At 66.2% G+C, this 18,544-nt stretch carries 22 protein-coding genes; 12 read left to right on the plus strand and 10 right to left on the minus strand.

Going from position 1 to position 18,544, the window contains the following annotated elements:
- Positions 1 to 4 precede the first annotated feature (4 nt).
- From nhaA to KYN89_RS05640, 4 genes are all read left to right on the plus strand, one after another.
- The gene (gene nhaA, locus KYN89_RS05625; protein WP_222824203.1) at positions 5 to 1,207 is read left to right on the plus strand and encodes a Na+/H+ antiporter NhaA; all 1,203 of its coding nucleotides are present in this window, start codon (positions 5 to 7) and stop codon (positions 1,205 to 1,207) included.
- A 109-nt stretch (positions 1,208 to 1,316) separates the two neighbouring features.
- Complete coding sequence (locus KYN89_RS05630; RefSeq protein WP_248285043.1) at positions 1,317 to 2,429, plus strand: glutathione S-transferase family protein; 1,113 nt, start codon at positions 1,317 to 1,319, stop codon at positions 2,427 to 2,429.
- A 104-nt stretch (positions 2,430 to 2,533) separates the two neighbouring features.
- Positions 2,534 to 3,055 (plus strand): hypothetical protein, encoded by a 522-nt coding sequence (locus KYN89_RS05635; protein ID WP_222824205.1) that lies wholly within the window; start codon positions 2,534 to 2,536, stop codon positions 3,053 to 3,055.
- The gene (locus KYN89_RS05640) at positions 3,055 to 3,969 is read left to right on the plus strand and encodes a hypothetical protein (protein ID WP_222824206.1); all 915 of its coding nucleotides are present in this window, start codon (positions 3,055 to 3,057) and stop codon (positions 3,967 to 3,969) included. Before KYN89_RS05635 ends, KYN89_RS05640 begins: the two co-directional genes overlap by 1 nt.
- Before the next feature lie 51 nt (positions 3,970 to 4,020).
- On the opposite strand, the gene KYN89_RS05645 is transcribed toward KYN89_RS05640, so the two are convergent.
- The 3 genes from KYN89_RS05645 to KYN89_RS05655 all read right to left on the minus strand — a co-directional run bounded on the left by KYN89_RS05645 (position 4,021) and on the right by KYN89_RS05655 (position 6,062).
- On the minus strand, positions 4,021 to 4,998 hold the full coding sequence (locus KYN89_RS05645) for a calcium/sodium antiporter (RefSeq protein WP_222824207.1): 978 nt from the start codon (positions 4,996 to 4,998) through the stop codon (positions 4,021 to 4,023).
- On the minus strand, positions 4,995 to 5,246 hold the full coding sequence (locus KYN89_RS05650) for a hypothetical protein (protein WP_248285044.1): 252 nt from the start codon (positions 5,244 to 5,246) through the stop codon (positions 4,995 to 4,997). The genes KYN89_RS05645 and KYN89_RS05650 overlap by 4 nt, the downstream gene beginning before the upstream one ends.
- Before the next feature lie 273 nt (positions 5,247 to 5,519).
- On the minus strand, positions 5,520 to 6,062 hold the full coding sequence (locus tag KYN89_RS05655) for a winged helix-turn-helix transcriptional regulator (protein ID WP_222824209.1): 543 nt from the start codon (positions 6,060 to 6,062) through the stop codon (positions 5,520 to 5,522).
- A gap of 163 nt (positions 6,063 to 6,225) precedes the next feature.
- On the opposite strand from KYN89_RS05655, the gene KYN89_RS05660 reads away from it, so the two are divergent.
- On the plus strand, positions 6,226 to 6,573 hold the full coding sequence (locus KYN89_RS05660; protein WP_054527124.1) for a CC_3452 family protein: 348 nt from the start codon (positions 6,226 to 6,228) through the stop codon (positions 6,571 to 6,573).
- 183 nt (positions 6,574 to 6,756) lie between these two features.
- On the opposite strand, the gene ykgO is transcribed toward KYN89_RS05660, so the two are convergent.
- Positions 6,757 to 6,882 (minus strand): type B 50S ribosomal protein L36, encoded by a 126-nt coding sequence (gene ykgO, locus KYN89_RS05665; RefSeq protein ID WP_010235965.1) that lies wholly within the window; start codon positions 6,880 to 6,882, stop codon positions 6,757 to 6,759.
- 252 nt (positions 6,883 to 7,134) lie between these two features.
- Here ykgO and KYN89_RS05670 point away from each other — a divergent pair, with 252 nt between their 5' ends.
- A complete protein-coding gene (locus tag KYN89_RS05670; RefSeq protein WP_248285045.1) occupies positions 7,135 to 7,767 on the plus strand; it encodes a DUF4136 domain-containing protein in 633 nt (210 codons plus the stop codon).
- Complete coding sequence (locus KYN89_RS05675) at positions 7,764 to 8,903, plus strand: M14 family metallopeptidase (protein ID WP_054525405.1); 1,140 nt, start codon at positions 7,764 to 7,766, stop codon at positions 8,901 to 8,903. The genes KYN89_RS05670 and KYN89_RS05675 overlap by 4 nt, the downstream gene beginning before the upstream one ends.
- Before the next feature lie 130 nt (positions 8,904 to 9,033).
- Here KYN89_RS05675 and KYN89_RS05680 read toward each other — a convergent pair whose 3' ends face one another.
- Genes KYN89_RS05680 through KYN89_RS05690 form a run of 3 tightly spaced genes read right to left on the minus strand, consistent with a single transcriptional unit; the run spans position 9,034 to position 10,638 of the window.
- Positions 9,034 to 9,468, minus strand: coding sequence for a cytidine deaminase (locus KYN89_RS05680; RefSeq protein WP_040378680.1), 435 nt, complete (start codon positions 9,466 to 9,468; stop codon positions 9,034 to 9,036).
- Complete coding sequence (locus KYN89_RS05685) at positions 9,447 to 10,148, minus strand: glycoside hydrolase family 25 protein (RefSeq protein WP_222824211.1); 702 nt, start codon at positions 10,146 to 10,148, stop codon at positions 9,447 to 9,449. The genes KYN89_RS05680 and KYN89_RS05685 overlap by 22 nt, the downstream gene beginning before the upstream one ends.
- A gap of 7 nt (positions 10,149 to 10,155) precedes the next feature.
- On the minus strand, positions 10,156 to 10,638 hold the full coding sequence (locus KYN89_RS05690) for a UPF0262 family protein (RefSeq protein ID WP_222824212.1): 483 nt from the start codon (positions 10,636 to 10,638) through the stop codon (positions 10,156 to 10,158).
- A 142-nt stretch (positions 10,639 to 10,780) separates the two neighbouring features.
- On the opposite strand from KYN89_RS05690, the gene KYN89_RS05695 reads away from it, so the two are divergent.
- From KYN89_RS05695 to KYN89_RS05705, 3 genes are all read left to right on the plus strand, one after another.
- Positions 10,781 to 12,322: a replicative DNA helicase gene (locus tag KYN89_RS05695; RefSeq protein ID WP_222824213.1), complete on the plus strand. Its 1,542-nt coding sequence runs from the start codon at positions 10,781 to 10,783 to the stop codon at positions 12,320 to 12,322.
- A gap of 111 nt (positions 12,323 to 12,433) precedes the next feature.
- A complete protein-coding gene (rpoZ, locus tag KYN89_RS05700; RefSeq protein WP_010235404.1) occupies positions 12,434 to 12,778 on the plus strand; it encodes a DNA-directed RNA polymerase subunit omega in 345 nt (114 codons plus the stop codon).
- Positions 12,779 to 12,966: 188 nt separating this feature from the next.
- Complete coding sequence (locus KYN89_RS05705; RefSeq protein ID WP_222824214.1) at positions 12,967 to 13,698, plus strand: ParA family protein; 732 nt, start codon at positions 12,967 to 12,969, stop codon at positions 13,696 to 13,698.
- Here KYN89_RS05705 and KYN89_RS05710 read toward each other — a convergent pair.
- Positions 13,695 to 13,928, minus strand: coding sequence for a DUF3072 domain-containing protein (locus KYN89_RS05710; RefSeq protein WP_222824215.1), 234 nt, complete (start codon positions 13,926 to 13,928; stop codon positions 13,695 to 13,697). The two genes, KYN89_RS05705 and KYN89_RS05710, sit on opposite strands and share 4 nt — an antisense overlap.
- Positions 13,929 to 14,072: 144 nt before the next feature.
- Here KYN89_RS05710 and KYN89_RS05715 point away from each other — a divergent pair, with 144 nt between their 5' ends.
- The gene (locus KYN89_RS05715) at positions 14,073 to 14,789 is read left to right on the plus strand and encodes a hypothetical protein (RefSeq protein WP_222824216.1); all 717 of its coding nucleotides are present in this window, start codon (positions 14,073 to 14,075) and stop codon (positions 14,787 to 14,789) included.
- 75 nt (positions 14,790 to 14,864) lie between these two features.
- Positions 14,865 to 15,956, plus strand: coding sequence for a DUF3667 domain-containing protein (locus tag KYN89_RS05720; protein ID WP_222824217.1), 1,092 nt, complete (start codon positions 14,865 to 14,867; stop codon positions 15,954 to 15,956).
- A gap of 45 nt (positions 15,957 to 16,001) precedes the next feature.
- Here KYN89_RS05720 and KYN89_RS05725 read toward each other — a convergent pair whose 3' ends face one another.
- Together KYN89_RS05725 and ftsH are read right to left on the minus strand one after the other, a co-directional pair.
- Positions 16,002 to 16,280, minus strand: coding sequence for a hypothetical protein (locus KYN89_RS05725; RefSeq protein WP_222824218.1), 279 nt, complete (start codon positions 16,278 to 16,280; stop codon positions 16,002 to 16,004).
- Between the two features lie 203 nt (positions 16,281 to 16,483).
- On the minus strand, positions 16,484 to 18,463 hold the full coding sequence (ftsH, locus tag KYN89_RS05730; RefSeq protein ID WP_222824219.1) for an ATP-dependent zinc metalloprotease FtsH: 1,980 nt from the start codon (positions 18,461 to 18,463) through the stop codon (positions 16,484 to 16,486).
- Between the last annotated feature and the right edge of the window lie 81 nt (positions 18,464 to 18,544).

The raw sequence follows: 18,544 nt of genomic DNA on the forward strand, positions 1-18,544 counted from the left end.
TTTCATGATCGTATCGGCAGCAGCCGCCCTGCGCGACTTCCTGAAGCAGGAAAGCGCGGGCGGCATCGTCCTCATCGCCGCCGCGGCGCTCGCGCTGCTGGCGGCGAACACCATGTTCTCGGGCAGCTATTTCGGTGCGCTCGACACGCCCGTCAGCGTGGCGGTCGGCAGCTTCGCGATCGACAAGCCGCTGCTGCTGTGGATCAACGACGGGCTGATGGCGGTGTTCTTCTTCCTCGTCGGGCTGGAGGTGAAGCGCGAGGTGGTGGAAGGCCAGCTGTCGAGCTGGAACCAGGCCTCGCTCCCGCTGGTCGCGGCGATCGGCGGGATGGCGATGCCTGCGCTGATCTTCGTCGGCCTCAACATGGGCAGCCCGGCCAATATCTCCGGCTGGGCGATTCCTGCCGCGACCGACATCGCCTTCGCGCTGGGCATCCTCTCGCTGCTCGGCCCGCGGGTGCCGGTGGCGCTCAAGGCGCTGCTGCTGGCGATCGCGGTGATCGACGATATCGGCGCGATCACCATCATCGCGCTGTTCTATTCCGGCTCGATCGACACCGCGATGCTGGGCGGCGGCGCGCTGGCGCTGGCGGCGATGATCGTGCTCAACCGGTTCAAGGTCGCATCGAGCATTCCCTACATTCTGTTCGCGATCGTGCTGTGGGTGTTCATCCTCAAGTCGGGCGTCCACGCCACGCTGGCGGGCGTCGCCGCGGCGATGACCATCCCGATGCGTGCGCGCGACGGATCGCAGCCGCTCGAGAGGATGGAGCATTTCCTGCACCCGTGGGTCGCCTTCCTGGTGATCCCGATCTTCGGCTTCGCCAATGCGGGCGTTTCGCTGGGCGGGCTGGAATTTGCCGACCTGCTCGCGCCGCTGCCGCTGGGCATCGCGCTGGGCCTGCTGATCGGCAAGCAGATCGGCATCTTCGGCTTCGCCTTCCTCGCGGTGAAGACCGGGCTGGCGCGCCTGCCGGAGAATGTCGGCTGGCGACAGGTCCACGGCGTCTCGCTGCTCGCCGCGATCGGTTTCACCATGAGCCTGTTCATCGGCAACCTCGCGTTCGACAGCGCGGCGCAGGTGGATGCGGTCAAGATCGGGGTGCTGTCCGGCTCCGTGATCGCCGCGCTGGCCGGGTTCTTCCTGCTCAAGGCGGGCCTGCCCGCTGCGGCAGACATGCGGGAGGAACAGACCGCCCCCGCCTGATCCTTTCCCCTTCGCCCGGGTTCCCCTCCCCGAACCCTTGCCCGGGCGACGGTTTGCGCGCGGCAGGTCAGGCTTGACCTTGCCGCGCGCAGGCCGGACCACGGCGGGCATGACCAAACCCGTTACCCTCTGGGGCCTGCCGCATTCCCTCTACACCGGCCGCGCGCGCAGCTATCTGCGCAAGCAGCGCATCGCCTATGTCGAGCGCCCGCCGACCGATCCCGAGTTCGCCAGCCGGGTGATGCCCACGATCGGCCGCGCGATCATCCCGGTGGTGGAGCTGGCGGACGGGACGATCATCCAGGATACGGTCGACATCATCGACCATTTCGAGCGCGAGGGGACAGCGCAAGGCCCGGTGCCCCACCCCGCCTGCCCCGCCGACGCACGCCTGCTGGCGCTGGCGCATCTGTTCGAGCTCTACGCGGTCGACGGCCTCACCCGCCACGCGATGCACTATCGCTGGAGCTATCTGGGTGAGCAGGAGGCTTTCCTGCGTCACGCCTTCGCGACCGGCAGCGATGCAAGCCGCGCCGAGGCGACGATGGGGCGGATGCATTCCTACCTGCCGATGCTGGGCGTCGATGCGGCAACGATTCCCGCGATCGAGGAGAGCTATCACGAGCTGCTCGCCGCGCTGGACGCGCATTTCGCGGTGTATCAGTTCCTGCTGGGCGCGAGCCCCAGTATTGCCGACTACGCCATGTTCGGCCCGCTGTTCGCACATCTGGGGCGCGATCCGGTACCGCTGGCGATCATGCAGCGCGAGGCACCGCACGTGTTCCGCTGGGTCGAGCGGATGCATGCGCCCGATCTCGACAGCGTGGACTATCCCACGCCCGCACCCGAGTTCCCCGATGACGAAGTGCCCGAAACACTTGCGCCGCTGCTCGCGCAGATCGGCCGCGAACTGATCCCCGACCTGACCGACCGGCTCACCTTCCTGCGCGACTACGTGGCGCAGCATCAGCCCAAGGCCGGCGATCCGGTGACGGACAGGCCGCACCGCCGCGTGATCGGGACGGTCGAGACCTCGTTCCGCGACGTGGCCTATACCGGCGGTGTGCAGCCTTACACCTTCTTCCTGTGGCAGCGGCTGATCGATGCGGGACGGCATCCAGAGGCGAGGGCGCTGTTCGCCAAACATGATCTGACGGCGTTTATCGACATCGACCTGCCGATCCGCGTCGAACGTCGCGACCAGATCGAGGTGTGGGGCTGAAGCAAGCCCAATAGGCCGCCCGGGCAAACCTGACAGGGTTTGTAACTGGAGCCCCGCGGCGCCCCGGCTACCTTGCGAACTCCACTTCGCCGGGAGCTTCATCCATGAGTATCGCCTTCGCCCTCGGGCTCGCCCTGTCGCCTGCCCTTGCCTTGCAGAGCCTGACCATCGTCGACGGGCCCAAGCCCGACGCGAACGGCATGGCGGTCGACTATGGCAACGGCGTGTGCCGGGTCAGCGTGTTCGGCACGGATGGCGATGGCGAGCAAATCCGGGCCGAATTCTCGCGCCGGTTGCGCGACGGCAATCTGGGCGTGTCGCTCTACGGCCCGTTCATCCGGAAATTCCGCCAGGCCGATCCCGACGCGAACTATCCCGTCACGGTGGTGTTCGACACGGGCAGCAGCGCGCCCTCGCGCTCGGGCGGATACGATGTCGGCGGGTTCGAGGAATATGCCTGGGCCGGCTGGGGTCCGGGTGCGGCATCGGATGCCACCTACGCCGCATTGAAGGGGGCGAGCTCGTTCTCCGTCGAAATGGATGGGAACAGCTACGGCCCCTTCACCTGGACCGGTACGGGCGCGGTGTGGACCGCGCTGGACGATTGCGAGACCGATAACAGCTGATGCCGTCCCGGCTGGTCCCGTTCGTCCTTGCCCTGCTGCTGCTGTCGACTGGAGGGGTCGCGGCAGCGCAGGGCAACGATACGCAAGGCGCACGCGCGCAATGGTGGTCCAGCCTGGAGGCGTGCAGTTCGCAGAACCGGCCCGCATGCGACCGGGCTGTGGAGCTTGCCGCGCAGCTGTTCGAACGCACCGACCGCGATGTCGCAACCACCTGGATGAAGGCCTGCCTCGCCGGGGATCAGGACCGCTGCGAAATCGGCTACCGCCGGTTCAAGAACACGACTTTCGCGGAAGACCCGCACCCCATCTCCCACATGTTCGCGCGCGTTTCCTGCTTTGCGGGAATATCCGATCTGTGCCGCCCGTGGGACGATTTCGAAACCACCGATCCGGGCAAGCGCGCGCTGGTGATGGCGGACATGTGCATGCAGGGCGCATTGCCCGACACGTGTTATCGCGCGCTGGCGTACTTCCGGAACGAGAAGGGCTTCTACAACGCGATCACCTACGACCTCGCGGAAACGCTGTGCGAGCGGTACGAATCGGGCAGCGCCTGCCGCGTCTGGGCGGAGGCGCTGGAGGCCAACTGGGATCATCGCCGCGCCTACCGGTTTCATCGCAAGGCTTGCGAGACCGGATTGCAGGAAAGCTGCCCCGACGCCGCGCGGCTGAAGAAGCGCGTCGACTACGAAGATCGCCAGGCAGACGCCGCCCGAGAGGCGCAGGTGCGGCGCGAGGCGGCTGCACAGCAGGCCAGCGCATGGCGATCGCAGGCCTATAATGCGGGCTACACCTCGCCCGGCACCTACCGCGCGCCGACCACACCATTCGGCAGCTCGGCGCGCGATATCGCGAACTGGCAGCGGTACGAGAAGAACCTGTGCCTGGGCAATCCGGTCAACAAGTACTGCTGAGAGAAAGGGCTACGTCGCAAGCCCGAAATGCCGCATCGGCGGGCGCTGGCGTTAGATAAGCCCGGCGGTGAAGGCGATATAGAGCGCGTAACCGGCCACCAGCGCCAGACCTTCGATTCGCGAGAGCCTCGCGCCGGTCCACGCCATCGCCATCACCGCTAGCGAGATCGCGATCAGCAGCGGCAGATCGAAGCCGAGGATCGATTCGGGCACCGTCGTGGGGGCGATCGTCCCCGTGACCCCGCCGATGAACAGCACGTTGTAGATGTTTGACCCGAGCACGTTGCCCAGCGCGACTTCGGACTGCTTGCGCAGCGCAGCGACTGCCGAGGTCACCAGTTCAGGGAGCGAGGTGCCGACCGCCACGATGGTCAGGCCGACCAGCGTCTCCGACATGCCGAATTCTCTGGCGATGGTGACCGCCGCATTGACCAGCAGCGTGCCGCCCCCGACGATGCAGGCCAGCCCCGCCAGCAGGAAGGCGAGCGACACGGCCCAGCCGGACTGGCGCTGCGTCTGGGTACCGAGCGCGGGGTCGATATTCTCCAGCGCCGCCGCCTTGTCGAACGCGGCGCTGTGCGCGGCGGCGCGCTTTTCCTGCCGGTAGGCGAGCACGAGGTAGCCGACCATCAGCACGATCAGCGTCAGCCCGGCCACCCTGCCCAGCCCGGTGGTCAGACCGAGTGCCAGCAGCGCGACCGCCGCCAGCACGCCGACACCGCCATCGCGCCACAGCGTGCCGCGCGCGACCGCTATCGGGGCAAGCAGCACCGCCACGCCGAGGATGAGCATGCTGTTGGCGATGTTGGAGCCGACGATATTGCCCAGCGCAATGCCGGGCGAGCCTGCGAGGGCCGCCTGCACGCTCGCGGCGAGTTCGGGCATCGAGGTGCCCATGCCGACGATGGTCAGGCCGATCATCAGCGGCGATACGCCCAGCTTGCCCGCGATCGCGACCGCGCCGCGCACCAGCAGCTCGCCGCCCACCACCAGCAGGACGAGGCCCGCAATCAGGAGAAGAATAGTCATGGGAGGAAATCCAGCATGACGCGCAGGCCACCCAGCAGGGCGGCGGCGGCGGTGGCCTTGGCTGCTCTGGCATTGAGGATCTGCGCGCGGTTGAGGGCGACGACCAGCCGGTTGATATCGGCATAGTCGAAGGTTTCGTGCTTGCTGACCCGGCGCACGCGCTTGCCGCTCGCGCGTAGCCAGAAACACGCGGAGAGAACGGCCGCGACTACGATCGCCGCATCGAGGAGATAGACGATGGCCTGCATCACAGGCGATTCGCCTTACGGGACGGCGCTACCGAAGGTGCGCGGGGAGATGAGTGCCAGAAGGACATGGGAAACGGACCGGGTTGAGCTGCGGAGAACATCTCGTTCCGACATCACGAGCGCGCCAAACGCGCTCGCCAGAGGGGCCCGGTAACGTTACGTCTTTTATAATTCGCGGTAGTGCCCTGCGCAATCAAGATCGATGCGCGAACAGCGCCTTGCGCCAATCCGCCTGGCCTGCCTTACGCCCTGTCAGATCGGGCGCGCAGTCGGTTACTCCGCCGCTTCGCGCGGCAGGTCCTGCTCGGCATCGCCATCAGCAGGGGCACCTTCGCGGCGGTTGCGCCCGGCTTCGGGCAGATCCTTGCGGGCCATCATGTTGAGGTCCGCCGGGCCCAGAATGCGCCCGTCATGCGCCAGCATCGCGACCGGGCCGATCGGCATGCGGTCGCGCTCGTCGACGATCACCGGGTCCATGCCGATGCCTTCGACACCGTATTTGAGGCCCCAGTGACGCAGCGAGACCATCGCGGGTAGCAGGTCGAAGCCCTTCTCGGTCAGCGCATATTCCACCCGGCGGCGATCCTGTTCGTCCTGCACCCGGTCGAGAATGCCGTGTTCGACCAGCCGACTGAGCCGGTTGGACAGGATATTGCGGGCAATGCCCAGCTCGCTCAGGAATTCCTCGAAGTGGTGCACGCCGTTGAAGCTGGCGCGCAGGATCATGAAGCTCCAGCGTTCGCCCATCACCTCCAGCGCGGCGGGCAGCCCGCAGGCGCTCAGCTCCTTCAGCGGTTCGCGAACGTCTGTACCCATCGTCAACCTCTCCAAATGGCAGGCTTACCCCAAATGTGCGGGGTCACAAAATTGAAACTCGGTTTTTAGTTGCAACCTGCAACCTAGTACGATAGGTAGTGATTCGCAACCTAAACTGTCCGGGCAGTTCTGCGGCCCGATTATTGCCAAACAGGAGATCGAGATGACCAACCGCGTGAACCCCCTTCGCCAGCTTGCCATCGGCAGCGTTGCCGTGCTGACCACCGCGCTCACCTTCGGCGCCACGGTGACCCCGGCCCCGGCCTACGCCCAGTCCGGTGCCTATTACCGCGCCACGCTGCAGCAGCCGGTCGAAAAGCGGACCGAGATCATCCGCGGCGGCACCTTCATCTGCTCGGGCACCGTGTGCGTCGGCACCAAGGCCCGCTCGCGCCCCGAACTGGTGTGCAAGAAGCTGGCCGGCGAATTCGGCCCGGTCGCGAGCTTCTCGGTCGCGGGCAAGGACGTGGACGAGGCAACCCTCGCCAGCTGCAAGACCGAAGAAGCCTGATCGAACGATCCACCTGCCGGTCGGCCTCCCAGACGACCGGCAAAGGAAAAGCCCTCCGGCCATCATGGCCTGGAGGGCTTTTTCATGGCGTCGCCAATAGACGCAGCAAAGGGAACGCGGGGCCCGATGGCCCCACGCTCCGCTCGCGAAACTCTATCCGATGATAGCAGCCACCGGGGCGAATCAGCCCTGGCGCGCCTTCATCCGCTTGTTCGTCTTGTTGATCACATAGGTCCGGCCGCGACGACGGATCACGCGGTTATCGCGGTGACGGTTCTTGAGCGACTTGAGGCTGTTGCGAATCTTCATGGCACTACCCTGGAAAAATCATCGACCGAAAAAAATCGACTGCAAAAGAAACGGCACCGCAGAACAGCCTGCGATGCCGGCATCATTGCCGCGCTATCTAGCCACGAAGGCTTCAAAGTCAAGCATCGCGGACGCGAGCACCGGCGCGGCCCACGCGACGAGGCGCGCGACAGGGCACGCTTTGCCCGGTCCATGCGTTATCGCCATGCCAGACCCGGTTTCGCGCCGGAATTCAAGCACTATCGCCAGAGGATGCCCACCGCCATGATCGCCCGCCACAGGACTTTCGCCCTTATCGCAGCGATCGCCACGCTGCCGCTTTCCGCATGCACCACCGCGCGCCCTGCCGGCCCGATCGAGGTGACCCGCTTCATCGCGCCCGATTCGCGCGCGCAGCTGGGCGACACCACGCTCAGGGTGGAAACCGCGCCCGGATCGCAAGAGCAGGGCCTCGCGATGCTGCCTTACACGCAGGCTGTGGCGCGCGAGCTGAGCACGTTCGGCTATGCCGAGAACGCTCGACCTTCAGCGCGGCAGCTCGCCAGCGTCAGTGTCGAGCGCGAGCAGCTGACCGAAGGCGGGCGGCGCAGCCCGGTCTCGGTCGGCGCGGGCGGATCGGCAGGCAGCTACGGCAGCGGCGTAGGGCTGGGCGTCGGCATCAATCTGGGCGGCGGCGCGGACGAGCGAGTGATCACCCGCCTCTCTGTCAGTCTTCGCGACGTGACAAGCGGCACCGTGTTGTGGGAAGGGCGCGCGCGACTCGACGCGCCGGTCGGCTCCCGTCTTGCACAAAGCGATGCAGCGGCAGCGGCTCTCGCCGAGGCGCTGTTCCGGGGCTTCCCCGGCAACAGCGGTGAAACCATCGAAGTGGAGGTCAATCCTTGAGCAATATCACCATCGACACAGGCTTCGACAGCGGCAGCATCGAGGTCATGACCGTGCATCAGGCGAGCGCGATGCTGCGTCTGAAGAACGACCACCAGAGCGAGTTCAAGCAGTGGTTCCACTTCCGCGTCGCCAATACCGGCGGGCGCGAGCTGGTGATCAAGATCGTCGGCCTGAACGACAGCGCCTATCCGGCGGGCTGGCCCGATTACAACGCCTGCGTCAGCGAAGACCGCGCCTTCTGGGGCCGCGCACCCTCCACCTTCGACAAGGACGAGGAAGGCGGCACGCTGACGATCCGCTTCACCCCGACCTGCGATCTGGTGTGGTTCGCCTATTTCGCGCCGTTCTCGATGGAACGGCACCACGATCTGGTCGCCGAATGCGCGAGCACCGAAGGCGTGACCTACCGCAAGCTGGGCGAAACGCTCGACGGGCAGCCGCTCGACTGCCTCGAAATGGGCGAGGGCGAGACGCAGGTGTGGCTCTACGGCCGCCAGCACCCGGGCGAGAGCATGGCCGAATGGTGGATGGAAGGCGCGCTCGAAGTGCTCGGCAATCCGGCGGATACGCTGGGCCGCGCGCTGCGCGAGAAGTGCCGGTTCCACGTGGTGCCCAACTGCAACCCCGACGGCAGCCGCCGCGGCCATCTGCGGACCAATGCCAAGGGCGTGAACCTCAACCGCGAATGGGCCGAACCCACCGCCGAAAATTCGCCCGAAGTGCTCGCGATCCGCAATGCGATGGACGACACCGGGGTGCATTTCGCGATGGACGTCCACGGCGACGAGGCGATCGACGCGGTGTTCCTCGCCGGGTTCGAGGGCATTCCGAGCTGGAGCGACGAGCATGGCGAGCGGTTCTATCGCTACCAGCGCATTCTCGAACGCCGCAGCCCCGATTTCCAGACCGCCAAGGGCTATCCCAAGTCCGGTCCGGGCAAGGCCAACCTGACGATCAGCACCAACCAGGTGGCGGAGCGCTATGCCGCGACCGCAATGACGCTGGAGATGCCGTTCAAGGACAATGCCGACTATCCCGACGAACTGCAGGGATGGAGCCCCGAACGCTCCAAGCTGCTCGCCCGCGATTGCCTCGGCGCGCTGCTCGAATGGCTCGAGAGCGACGAGGGGTAGCGCCCGTTCTGATCAACCGCCCATCCTGAGCCTGTCGAAGGATCGCCCTTTCTTTCATGCCTGGCTCCGAAGAAGAAAGGCAGCCCTTCGACAGGCTCAGGGCAAGCGGATTAGTTTGTCAGAGCAAAGTCTAATCCAGATGCGCCGGGCCGAAGCCGTGCGGCAGCAGGTCCGACAGGCGCAGTTCCATCACCTCATGCGCGCCGACGCACAGGATCGCCGGGTCCGTACCGCCGAGCTGGGCGATTTCGTTGAGCACCTGGCGGCAGCGCCCGCACGGGGTGATCGGGGCATCGCCGCCCTTGCCCTTCGGCCCGGTCACCGCGAGCCGCTCCAGCCCGCCGCGCCGCCCTTCGGCCAGCGCCTTGGCGACCGCGACCGTCTCCGCGCAGAGCGACAGGCCGTAGCTCGCGTTCTCGATATTGGTGCCGGTGATGATCGCCCCGTCGGCAAAGCGCAGCGCGGCGCCGACCGGATAGTCCGAATAGGGCGCATAGGCCGTGGCCGCCGCCTCGCGCGCTGCGGCAATCAGTTCGTCATCATTCACGGTCGCACCACCATCCATTCGATCGGCTCCTCGCTACCGGGGCCCACATAATTCTCGTTCGCGGTCCACAGCAGCCAGGGCCGCCCGCCATAATCCGGCTCGAACCGCGTGCGCACCAGCCACAGGTTACGCTCGATCCGCGCGGCGACGCCGTGCGCGGCCTCGAACTCGCGGCTCACCTTGAGGATCGCCGGCTTGCCCGCATGGGCCTCTATCTGGTTGGCAAGGATCGTCAGCTCGCTGCGCACCTGCCCGCTATCGACCGGATCGATGCAGTCCGCGCCGGGATCGCTTAGCTCGATCGCAGGCGGCAGCAGCGCGGGATCGCGCGGTACGATGGTGACGAAGTTGGCCGACTGCCCGTCTGCCGGGACACACGGATCGAATCGGTGGACCGCACCGACCTCCAGCCCCGCCTTGCGCGCGGCGACCAGCGCGCGGGTGAATTCCGCCGACCGCTCGCCATCGCCCGCGCTGGCGGAGAGATAGACGAAATCGGCGCCGCTGCCTTTCAGCACCTCGAAATTGACGCCCGCAGTGCCACGCGAAAGGTCCACGCCCTGTTCGGGAAACGCGCTTTCCTCGGGCCGCCAGTGGCGCAGATCCTGATAGAGCCACACGGCAACGCCCACCGGCGCCGCGATCAGCAGCACCAGCAGCGCCTTGAACCACAGCGGGCGCTTGGTCTTGCGGGCCATTGTGCGCCTAGCCACGAATGTGCAGGACGCAGATCAGCGTGAACAGCCGCCGCGCAGTCGCGAAATCGGTTTCGACCTTGCCCTCCAGCCGCTCGACCAGCAGCTCGGCGGCGCGGTTGTGGACGCCGCGGCGGGCCATGTCGATCGTCTCGATCTCCGCCGGGGTCGCCTTGCGAATCGCCTGATAATAGCTGTCGCAGATCGCGAAATAGTCGCGGATGGAGCGGCGGAAGCGCGCCAGGCCCAGCAGGATCGTCTCCAGCTCGTCGCCATCCTCGGTCGTGACATCGAGCGCGAGCCGGTCGTCGCGCACCGACAGCGCGAGATGATAGGGGCCGTGCGCCCCGCGCTGTGCAGAACGGACCGGCTTGAAGGTGTTCTCCTCGATCAGATCGAAGATCGCCACCCGTCGCTCCTGCTCGACATCGGCATTGCGCCACAGGATCGTCGAGTCGTCGAGCGAGATGTTAGAGATGCGATAATCGGCCATGTCGTTACGGGTTGCCTTCGCAGACTATCGGGGCCTCGGGCAAGGCGCTTAACGCTTGTGCGCGATATTCACAGGGGGGCGAGGCATTTCTCCTGGTCGGATCGCTTGCGGGCTGCCGCCGCCTCGCACAAGAAGCGGGGCAATGTCCGATAGCAGTCTGATCCTCGATTCCGCCCCCGCCAGTTCCGCAGGCGACGCCCCCGCCACCGCCATTGGCGAGGAAGGCCGCTCGCTGCCCTCCAACGTGGAGGCCGAGGCCGCCTTCCTTGGCGCGGTGCTGATCGACAATTCGGTCTACGAGGAACTGCCCAACCCGCTGCGGCCCGAGCATTTCTTCGTCCCCGCGCACCGCCTGATCATGGAACGCGTGCTGACCATGATGGAGCGTGGGGCAACGGCCAGCCCGGTGACGCTCAAGCCCTATTTCGATGGTAACGAGCATCTCGAACCGCTCGGCGGGACGACCTATCTCGCGCGGCTGACCGCGGACGGTCACGGCCTGCTCGCCACGCGCCAGCTGGCCGAACAGATCTACGACCTCGCGCTGCTGCGCGAACTGGTGACGGTGGGCCGCGCGCTGGTGGGCGGCGCGCTCGACACCTCCGAGACGGTCGAGCCGCTCAAGCAGATCGAGAAGGCCGAGGCCGCGCTCTACGAGATCGCGGAGGGGACCAACATCGGCTCCGACGCGAGCACCTTCAAGGACGCGTCGATCGCCGCGCTGAAGCTGGCGCAGAAGGCGATGAATTCGGATCGCGGCCTGTCGGGCCGCACCACCGGCCTCTCGACGATCGACGACAAGACCGCCGGCCTGCACAATTCCGACCTCGTGATCCTCGCCGGGCGTCCGGGCATGGGCAAGACCTCGCTCGCCACCAATATCGCGTTCAATACCGCCTACGAATATTTGAAGCAGATGCGCGACGGCGGGCCGGACAGCGGCGGCGCACCGGTCGCCTTCTTCAGTCTCGAAATGAGCGCCGACCAGCTGGCGACGCGTATCCTTGCCGAACAGGCGGAGATCAGTTCGGAAAAGCTGCGTTCGGGCGATATCGGGCGCGACGAGTTCACCCGCCTGTCCGAAGCCAGCCAGCGTCTCGCGGACCTGCCGCTCTATATCGACGACACTCCCGCGCTCACCATCGATGCGCTGCGGATGCGCGCGCGGCGGCTGAAGCGGAAGAACAAGATCGGCCTCGTCGTGGTCGACTACCTGCAGCTGCTGCAAGGCTCGGGCCGCGCCAGCGACAACCGCGTGAACGAGATTTCGGAGATCAGCCGTGGCCTCAAGACCATGGCCAAGGAGCTGGAGCTGCCGGTGATCGCGCTGTCGCAGCTGAGCCGTGCGGTGGAACAGCGCGAGGACAAGAAACCGCAGCTGGCCGACCTTCGCGAATCGGGCTCGATCGAGCAGGACGCCGACATGGTGTGGTTCATCTACCGCGCCGAATATTACCACAAGGCGCAGATGCCCAACGTGCCCGACGGCTCCGAATCGCCCGACGACGCGCAGAAATACCAGGACTGGATGGAAGAGCATCAGAAGCTGGTGAACAAGGCGCTGCTGATCGTCGCCAAGCAGCGTCACGGCTCCACCGGCAACGTGCCGCTGATCTTCCAGAGCGAATACACCAAGTTCAGCTCGCCCTCGTACCGCGACTATTCGGACTTCGGCGAGGAGTAGGGTCGAGGATCAGGCGCGGGGCCCCGCACCGGATTCACGTTGAAAATCGCGGCGCAAGCCCCTATAGGTCACTTTGATCCCGAAATTTAAGTGCATGGAGTGCCTCCGCTTATGGCGCGCGTTACCGTTGAAGATTGCGTCGACAAGATTCCCAACCGCTTCGATCTCGTGCTGCTGGCCGCAGAGCGCGCGCGCGAAATCTCGGGCGGTGCGGAAATCACGCTCGACCGCGACCGCGACAAGAACCCGGTCGTCGCGCTGCGCGAGATTGCCGAGCAGACCGTGAAGCCCAAGGACCTGCAGGAAAGCATGGTCACCAACCTGCAGAAGATCCTGCCGGACGATGATGACGAGGTCGATGAAATCGGCTCGCTCAGCCAGTCGGCCGAAGCGCTGCGCGTGACCGCGGCGACCCCGGCCCGTTCGACCTCGGTCGGCGGCGACTACGAAGGCTGATCTGCCCTGGGCTGACGCGCAGCCCTCCCGAACACATTGAAGCGGGGCGGACCTCTCAGGAGGTGCCGCCCCGTTTTTCGTTTCGGGGCCAGAGAGAAGCCCGCTTTTGCAGGGGGCAAACTGCTATATGTAATGAAGCTGCAACACGGCGCGCCTCTTCACCCGCGCGCAGAAGGAGACGGGCAGGCATGGCGGTCGTCGCGATCTACAGCGTGAAGGGCGGGGTCGGTAAAACCACTTTCGCCGCCAACCTGGCATGGTGCGCAGCGACCCACTCCAGCCGCCGGACGCTGCTGTGGGATCTGGATGCGGCGGGCGGCGCGGGCTTCCTGCTGGGCGTCGATCCGAAGAAGAAACGGCTCGCAACCAGCGTGATCAGCAAGGAGATCGATCCTGCCAAGCTGATCCGCAAGACCGGCTATCCCCGGCTCGACCTGCTGCCCGCGGACGAATCGATCCGCGCGATCGACGCGCAGCTGGCCGAGATCGGCAAGAAGAACCGGATCGCGAAGCTGACCGCCGACCTGATCAAGGATTACGACCGGCTGCTGCTCGATTGCCCGCCGGTGCTCAACGAACTCTCCAGCCAGATCGTGCGCGCCGCCGATCTTGTGGTGGTGCCGATCCCGCCATCGCCCCTGTCCGCCCGCGCGCTCGAGATCGTGCGCGAGGAAGTGAGCGCGGAGGGCAAGAAGGCCCCGCCGATCATGCCGGTGTTCTCGATGGTCGACCGTCGCCGCACGCTGCACCGCGATGCGATCGCGGCCTCGCCGGACTGGGCGGTGATCCCCGCGTCGAGCGCAATCGAACAATGCGCGGCGCGGCAGGCCCCGGTCGGCGCCTTCGCCCCGCGCAGCCCGGGCGCGCGCGCGTTCAAGGCGCTGTGGACCCTGATCGAGCGCACGCTCGCGAAGGGTTAGTCCGCGCCGCCGCGACCGGTCTTTTCCTGCAGCGCATCGATCCGCAGCGACGCATCGGCCTTGCTCAGGCCCGGATCGAACGCCTCGGGCTCGCCCGCCTCTTCGGCCAGCGTTTTCAGATAGCTGGCCTGCGCGCCGGTCATGCGCTCATCGCCGGTGGTCCAGTTTTCGGGAGCCTTCTCGGCATTCGAGGTCGGCTCGGCCTTGGGGTGCTGGGTGATCTCTTCCACGGTACGTGTCTCCTTTCCCCTGCAACGAGCGGCGTTCTCGATACGTTCCCGCGAACTGGGATCGCACAGGCTGGCGCTGGGGAAGAGGTGCGCTATGACGGGATCATGCCCGACGCCCCCTCATCCGCAAACGAGCGAGCGCCGATGCTCGGCGGCCGTTTCGCCGACCCGCTGATCCGCGCGCTGGCGGTGTTCCTTGCCGGCATGGTGCTGCTGCTCGCGCTCGACCTGGTCAGCGAGCCGAGCGACCGCGCGGGGGAGGATATCGCGATCGACCGGGCGCTGTCAGGCACGGATCACGCATTGGCCACGGTGGTGGGCGACATCGGGGAAGAGACGCCCGACGCCTCGGATGCGGAAAGCGCGGAGCGGCGCGAGCGCGCGCAGTCGGCAGCGTTCTTCGTCGAGCAGGCGAACCTCGCCTGGCGGCGCGGGGAGATCGACCAGACGGGCGCTGCCGAACAGGATCGCGGCGCCTCCGCGCTGCTGACCTTCCTCGGCGAATTGTGGACGCTGGGCTGGCTGCTGCTGCCGCTGGGCGCACTCGCGGCGCGGCTGACCTGCCCCGCCACGGGCATGCGCCACCCCCAATGGCCGGTAATCTTCGCGGGCGAAGCGCTGGGCGGCTCGGCAGCGTTTATCGCACTCGCGCTGGCGCTGCACCAGCTGGGGCTGCCGGCGCAGTTCGTGCTCGCCCCGCTGGTCAGCGCGATCGTAGTCCTCAACGCATGGCGGCTGCGCGATCATGCGCGGCTCGACCGGGCAACCACGCTGCTGCGGCTTGCCCCCCTGCTGGTGCTGCTGACCGTGATCCTGATCGGCGCGCGGATCGTCCTCGTCAGGCTCGCCATTTTGGGCTGAACGCTGCGCTTGACGGCTCGACGGGCAGTGCGCTTGTGCTAGAGGCACAGGCGGACGGTCAGGGGGCAGGCGGGCATGAGCGATATTCCCGAGGCAATCGGTACGGCAAGCGAGGGCGGCCTGTTCGCGCGCGCGATCTCGCGCGAAAGCGGCGGGAGCAGCACCGACGCGGACGGACACTTCGCCGAAACCGCGTGCCTCAATTGCGGGACCGAGCTGGTCGGCCCGCATTGCCACACCTGCGGTCAGGCGGCGCACCTGCACCGCACGCTGTCCGCGGTCGGGCACGATCTGGTCCACGGCGTGCTCCATCTCGACGGCAAGCTGTGGCGCACGCTGCCGCTACTCGCGTGGCGTCCCGGCGATCTCACCCGCCGCTATATCGCGGGCGAGCGGGCCGATTTCGTCTCGCCGATGGCGATGTTCCTGTTCACCGTGTTCCTGATGTTCGCGGTGTTTCAGGCGGTCGGCTTCACCACTCCGACCGATATCGCCGTGCCCGACATGAAGCAGATCGGCAGCGTCCTTGAAAAGGAGCAGGCGGACCTCAAGGGCAAACGCGCGGACCTGCTGACCCGGCTTGAGGCGACCAAGGACGAGGCCGAGGCAAGCAAGATTCGCAGTGCCATCGACAAGGTCGATCAGGACATCGCGTCGATCGAGACCGGCCGATCCGCGATCGAGGGTGACAAGGATGGCAAATCGAACCTGAATATCACGATCGGCAATCCCGCCGGCAGCGAATTCCTGGAGCACCTCAATGAGAAGTGGCGCAAGAACCCCGGCCTGATGCTCTACAAGCTGCAGTCCAACAGCTACAAATTCTCGTGGCTGCTGATTCCGCTATCGCTGCCGTTTGTCTGGCTGCTGTTCGCGTGGCGGCGCGAGTTCAAGGCCTACGACCACGCGGTGTTCGTGACCTATTCGCTCAGCTTCATGTCGCTGATGTTCATCGCGCTGTCGCTGCTGGCGAAGGCGGGTGTCGGGTTGGGGTGGCTGTTCACGATCTTCGCGACGATCGCGCCGCTGCACATCTACCGCCAGCTGAAGCAGGGCTACGCGCTGTCACGCTGGTCGGCGATCTGGCGGCTGCTCGTGCTGCTGTTCGCGATCTTTATCGTGCTCTCGCTATTCCTGCAGACCCTGCTGTTGCTGGGCGCGTTCTAGCATCGCCCCGACACGCCGATGCGCCGGGGCGATGCCGGCAGGAGGTCAATCGGTCCCGTCGAGCTCGCCGTCGGTGGGTTCGGATTTCTCGCGCTTGTCGGCCACGTCGTCACGCAGATCGGCAGCCCCTTTGCTAACCTTGTCGGCCGCGACCACGGTCGCTTCTTCCAGCTTCTCGCCGACCACTTCGGCATTGGCGGCGGTGTCGGCGGCGGCACCTTCGGCGAAGGCCTTGCCACTTTCCTGGGTTTCCTCGGAACAGGCGGCGAGGCCCAGCGAGGTGGCGGCAAGGGCAAGCAACACAGCGGTATTCGGGCGGTTCATGGCAAGTACTCCCTGGCGTATTCGCAAATGTTAACCATCATCGGGCGAGCGGGGTTCCCGCCGCCCATGCGACCTCTAACCCAGCCGACGCGTGGCGAGAGCAGCAAATTTGCAAAATGCCGCTGCGGGACATGAAAAGGCCTCCCGCATGACTGGAGGTCCAGTCGCGCGGAAGGCCCGAATATTAAGCCAAGTACAGGGTGTTACGCGCCTTGTGGAGCCGCCCCTCCTTCACTGCCAAAGCGCTTGCCCGCCTTGGGTACCGCCGATCCGCCGACGCTGCGCGGCTTGCGCGGGCCGCGGGGCTCGTCAGGCCGGTCGAGCTTGCCGTCCTTGAGCAGCTGGTCGATCTCCTCGCCGGTCAACGTCTCGAACTCGAGCATCGACTGGGCGAGCAGGTGCAGCTGGTCTTCCTTGTCGGTCAGGATCTTGGTTGCACGCTTGTGCGCCCCTTCGACCAGCGCGCGGATTTCCGCATCGATCAGCTTGTTGGTTTCGGCAGAGCCCATCGTGCGCGCCGACTGGCCCATGCCGAGGTAGCCTTCCTGCTGTTCCTCGTACTGGAGCGGGCCGAGCTTGTCGGACATGCCCCACTTGGTGACCATGTTGCGCGCCAGCGAGGTGGCGTACTGGATGTCGGACGAGGCACCGCTCGACACCTTGTCGTGCCCGAAGATGATTTCCTCCGCCACACGGCCGCCCATGGCGACGGCGAGGTCGGCGTGCATCTTGTCGCGGTGGTACGAGTAATTGTCCCGCTCGGGCAGGCGCATCACCATGCCCAGCGCGCGGCCGCGCGGGATGATCGTCGCCTTGTGGATCGGGTCCGATGCCGGCTCGTTGAGCGAGACGAGCGCGTGGCCCGCCTCGTGATAGGCGGTCATCTTCTTCTCGTCGTCGGTCATCACCATGGAGCGGCGTTCGCTGCCCATCATGACCTTGTCCTTCGCGTCCTCGAACTCCTGCATCGCGACCAGCCGCTTGTTGCGGCGTGCCGCCAGCAGCGCAGCCTCGTTGACGAGGTTGGCGAGGTCCGCGCCCGAGAAGCCGGGCGTGCCGCGCGCGATCGTGCGCGGGTTTACGTCGGGCGCCAGCGGCACCTTCTTCATATGCACGTCGAGGATCTTCTCGCGCCCTTCGATGTCGGGCACGGGCACCACGACCTGACGGTCGAAGCGGCCCGGGCGCAGCAAGGCGGGGTCGAGCACGTCGGGGCGGTTGGTCGCCGCGATGATGATGATGCCTTCGTTCGCTTCGAACCCGTCCATCTCGACCAGAAGCTGGTTGAGCGTCTGCTCGCGCTCGTCGTTCGAATTGCCGAGGCCGTGGCCGCGACTACGCCCGACGGCGTCGATTTCGTCGATGAACAGAATGCACGGCGCGTTCTTCTTCGCCTGTTCGAACATGTCGCGCACGCGGCTCGCGCCGACACCCACGAACATCTCGACGAAGTCGGAGCCCGAAATTGTGAAGAACGGGACGCCCGCCTCGCCCGCGATCGCGCGTGCGAGCAGCGTCTTGCCGGTCCCCGGCGAGCCGACCAGCAGCGCGCCCTTGGGGATCGTGCCGCCCAGCTTGGAGAAGCGCTGCGGGTCCTTGAGGAACTCGACGATTTCTTCCAGCTCTTCGCGCGCCTCGTCGATCCCGGCGACATCCTTGAACGTCACCCGGCCCTGCTTCTCGGTCAGCATCTTGGCCTTGGACTTGCCGAAGCCCATCGCGCCGCCCGCGCCGCCGTTCTTCTGCACCTGCCGCAGCGCGAAGAACGCGATGCCGAGGATCAGCAGGAAGGGCAGCGACTGGATCAGGATGACCCAGAAAATGCTCATCTGCTCCTTCGGCGTGCCCGAATAGGTGACGCCGTTATCGTCGAGCAGCTTGGTCAGCCCGCTGTCGCTGCCGACCGGGACGGTGTTGAACGTCTCGTCGTTCTTGAGCACACCGGTGATCCGGTCGTCGGAGATCTGCACCTCCTTGACCGTACCGCTGGCCACGCGGTCACGAAAATCGGAATAGCTGATCGTAGTGCCGGTGTTCTGGCTGGCACCGCCGAACATCGAGACCGCAAGCAGTAGGGCGAGGAAGACCCCGCCCCAGATCATCAGGCTGCGGATCCACGGGTTCGGCCCGCCGCCACCCGGACCGCCAGGCCCCTGCCCGTCGGGCGTGTTCTGTTCGCTCATGAAAAACCGAGTCCTTTCGCCTGTGAATGTAGGCGCAAGGGGATGAATGACAAGTTGCGCGCGCCGCTAGTGCGCGCGGCA

The organism is Alteriqipengyuania abyssalis (assembly GCF_019857185.1).
In the GTDB taxonomy this organism is placed as follows: Bacteria; Pseudomonadota; Alphaproteobacteria; order Sphingomonadales; family Sphingomonadaceae; genus Alteriqipengyuania; species Alteriqipengyuania abyssalis.

What these genes read in the sequence shown, in the direction of transcription:
- KYN89_RS05670 (WP_248285045.1), top strand. Translation starts at nt 7,135, where the DNA reads ATGCCCACCGCCATGATCGCCCGCCACAGGACTTTCGCCCTTATCGCA.
- KYN89_RS05715 (WP_222824216.1), top strand. Translation starts at nt 14,073, where the DNA reads ATGCTCGGCGGCCGTTTCGCCGACCCGCTGATCCGCGCGCTGGCGGTG.
- KYN89_RS05685 (WP_222824211.1), bottom strand. Translation starts at nt 10,148, where the DNA reads ATGGCCCGCAAGACCAAGCGCCCGCTGTGGTTCAAGGCGCTGCTGGTG.
- KYN89_RS05690 (WP_222824212.1), bottom strand. Translation starts at nt 10,638, where the DNA reads ATGGCCGATTATCGCATCTCTAACATCTCGCTCGACGACTCGACGATC.
- KYN89_RS05655 (WP_222824209.1), bottom strand. Translation starts at nt 6,062, where the DNA reads ATGGGTACAGACGTTCGCGAACCGCTGAAGGAGCTGAGCGCCTGCGGG.
- KYN89_RS05635 (WP_222824205.1), top strand. Translation starts at nt 2,534, where the DNA reads ATGAGTATCGCCTTCGCCCTCGGGCTCGCCCTGTCGCCTGCCCTTGCC.
- rpoZ (WP_010235404.1), top strand. Translation starts at nt 12,434, where the DNA reads ATGGCGCGCGTTACCGTTGAAGATTGCGTCGACAAGATTCCCAACCGC.
- nhaA (WP_222824203.1), top strand. Translation starts at nt 5, where the DNA reads ATGATCGTATCGGCAGCAGCCGCCCTGCGCGACTTCCTGAAGCAGGAA.
- ftsH (WP_222824219.1), bottom strand. Translation starts at nt 18,463, where the DNA reads ATGAGCGAACAGAACACGCCCGACGGGCAGGGGCCTGGCGGTCCGGGT.
- KYN89_RS05650 (WP_248285044.1), bottom strand. Translation starts at nt 5,246, where the DNA reads ATGCAGGCCATCGTCTATCTCCTCGATGCGGCGATCGTAGTCGCGGCC.
- KYN89_RS05705 (WP_222824214.1), top strand. Translation starts at nt 12,967, where the DNA reads ATGGCGGTCGTCGCGATCTACAGCGTGAAGGGCGGGGTCGGTAAAACC.
- KYN89_RS05660 (WP_054527124.1), top strand. Translation starts at nt 6,226, where the DNA reads ATGACCAACCGCGTGAACCCCCTTCGCCAGCTTGCCATCGGCAGCGTT.
- KYN89_RS05725 (WP_222824218.1), bottom strand. Translation starts at nt 16,280, where the DNA reads ATGAACCGCCCGAATACCGCTGTGTTGCTTGCCCTTGCCGCCACCTCG.
- KYN89_RS05720 (WP_222824217.1), top strand. Translation starts at nt 14,865, where the DNA reads ATGAGCGATATTCCCGAGGCAATCGGTACGGCAAGCGAGGGCGGCCTG.
- ykgO (WP_010235965.1), bottom strand. Translation starts at nt 6,882, where the DNA reads ATGAAGATTCGCAACAGCCTCAAGTCGCTCAAGAACCGTCACCGCGAT.
- KYN89_RS05640 (WP_222824206.1), top strand. Translation starts at nt 3,055, where the DNA reads ATGCCGTCCCGGCTGGTCCCGTTCGTCCTTGCCCTGCTGCTGCTGTCG.
- KYN89_RS05680 (WP_040378680.1), bottom strand. Translation starts at nt 9,468, where the DNA reads ATGGATGGTGGTGCGACCGTGAATGATGACGAACTGATTGCCGCAGCG.
- KYN89_RS05695 (WP_222824213.1), top strand. Translation starts at nt 10,781, where the DNA reads ATGTCCGATAGCAGTCTGATCCTCGATTCCGCCCCCGCCAGTTCCGCA.
- KYN89_RS05630 (WP_248285043.1), top strand. Translation starts at nt 1,317, where the DNA reads ATGACCAAACCCGTTACCCTCTGGGGCCTGCCGCATTCCCTCTACACC.
- KYN89_RS05645 (WP_222824207.1), bottom strand. Translation starts at nt 4,998, where the DNA reads ATGACTATTCTTCTCCTGATTGCGGGCCTCGTCCTGCTGGTGGTGGGC.